Origin of the sequence: Chroococcidiopsis cubana SAG 39.79, assembly GCF_003991895.1 — a bacterium.
Taxonomy (GTDB): Bacteria; Cyanobacteriota; Cyanobacteriia; order Cyanobacteriales; family Chroococcidiopsidaceae; genus Chroococcidiopsis; species Chroococcidiopsis thermalis.
The window spans coordinates 2,300-3,745 of the sequence record NZ_RSCK01000113.1; the positions used below are offsets into that span (position 1 = coordinate 2,300).

Here is a 1,446-nt window from a genome sequence, read left to right on the forward strand (position 1 = left end):
GAGGATACAAGACTTTATGTAAAAATTTTTGTAAAGCTAACAGTTAGGTTATCTAACTAAATTGCTTCAAGTGAACCTTTTGGGGGAGCTACAAGGCTAAATGTCAACTATCAAGATAATGTTAGATAGAAAACTACTGAAAAGTCTTGGCGATCGCCCCAGCTATCTGTAGAAAAACTTGATTGACTGGGGAGTTTGAAATGGCGGTGGCGATCGGTTTTCCCGTATCGCTACCTGTACAAACGTCAGGATCGAGGGGAATTTGTCCCAAAAGGGGTGTATTTAATTCTGCTGCCAACTGTTGACCACCACCACTACCGAAGATTGGGATCGATTCCCCATGAGTGCCAATCAAATAGCTCATATTCTCGATGATACCGAGAACGGGAACCCCAACTTGGCAAAACATATGAATGCTGCGGCGTACATCTGAAATAGCAATTTGTTGGGGAGTTGTTACCACTATTGCCCCACATACAGGGCTTTCTTGCACGATGGTAATTTGGGCATCTCCCGTCCCAGGAGGTAGATCGATTAGTAGATAATCCAGTTCACCCCACTCCACCTCATGAATAAACTGGGTAATAATTTTGTGGAGAACAGGTCCACGCCACGCTAAAGGGCGATCGCGTTCTGCCAATAGTCCGACTGACATAACTTTGATGCCAAAAGCTTCTAAAGGTAAGAATCTTTGACCGTTTGGGGTGTCAATAACTTGCACGTCAGTTTGTCCCAGTCCTAGCATTTGAGGAATGTTGGGACCGTAAACATCGGCATCGAGCAGACCGACTTTCAAACCAGCTAATTGTAAGGCAACTGCCAAGTTGACGGCAGTAGTAGATTTGCCTACGCCGCCTTTACCGCTAGAAACTGCTAGGGTTGTTTTGACATTTGGAATCGTGCAAAGTTGGATATACGATTTTTTGCACCAAGACAGGGGCGAGAGGATGGATTGAATTTCTGCCTGTAAGTGGTGTTGGTGAGAACCGATGTAGAGGCGCAGGTAAATGTAATCGTCAACGATTCGCAAATTGCGTACCATTCCTAAACTCACGATGTCATTTTTAAGTTTTGGTTCGATGACTTGTTTGAGCAGTTGAATAACTTCTTGCTGACGAGTAGCGATGAGCGGATTGAGAGGTGCGACAGCGATCTCTTCTGGGGATTGGTGAAACGGAGATTGGTGGTTAAGCATTACGTCTTTCGTATGAAGATGGTTTGCGATCGCTTCTAATAAACCTCGTTCATTATCCGCATATACTAGCCATACAAATCGTTCAGACTATATTTGCATTCCTTTAATTATAATACGGCAACTTAATCGATTAATGGTAGTATGCATAAAGCAAGCGATCGCAGAAATTGGAAGGGATTGAGCATCTGCTCGTTTGCGCTACTAGATACTACTATTGCAATTACAAAAAGAGAAACTCATTTCCATCGACA

Annotated in this window: 1 protein-coding gene; it reads right to left on the minus strand. The window is 43.5% G+C overall.

Translation table 11 applies throughout. From position 1 onward, the window contains the following. Positions 1–133: 133 nt before the first annotated feature. Positions 134–1,195 carry an Mrp/NBP35 family ATP-binding protein gene (locus DSM107010_RS32500; RefSeq protein ID WP_127024954.1) on the minus strand — a complete coding sequence of 354 codons (1,062 nt, stop codon included), beginning with the start codon at positions 1,193–1,195 and terminating at the stop codon, positions 134–136. Positions 1,196–1,446: the final 251 nt, after the last annotated feature.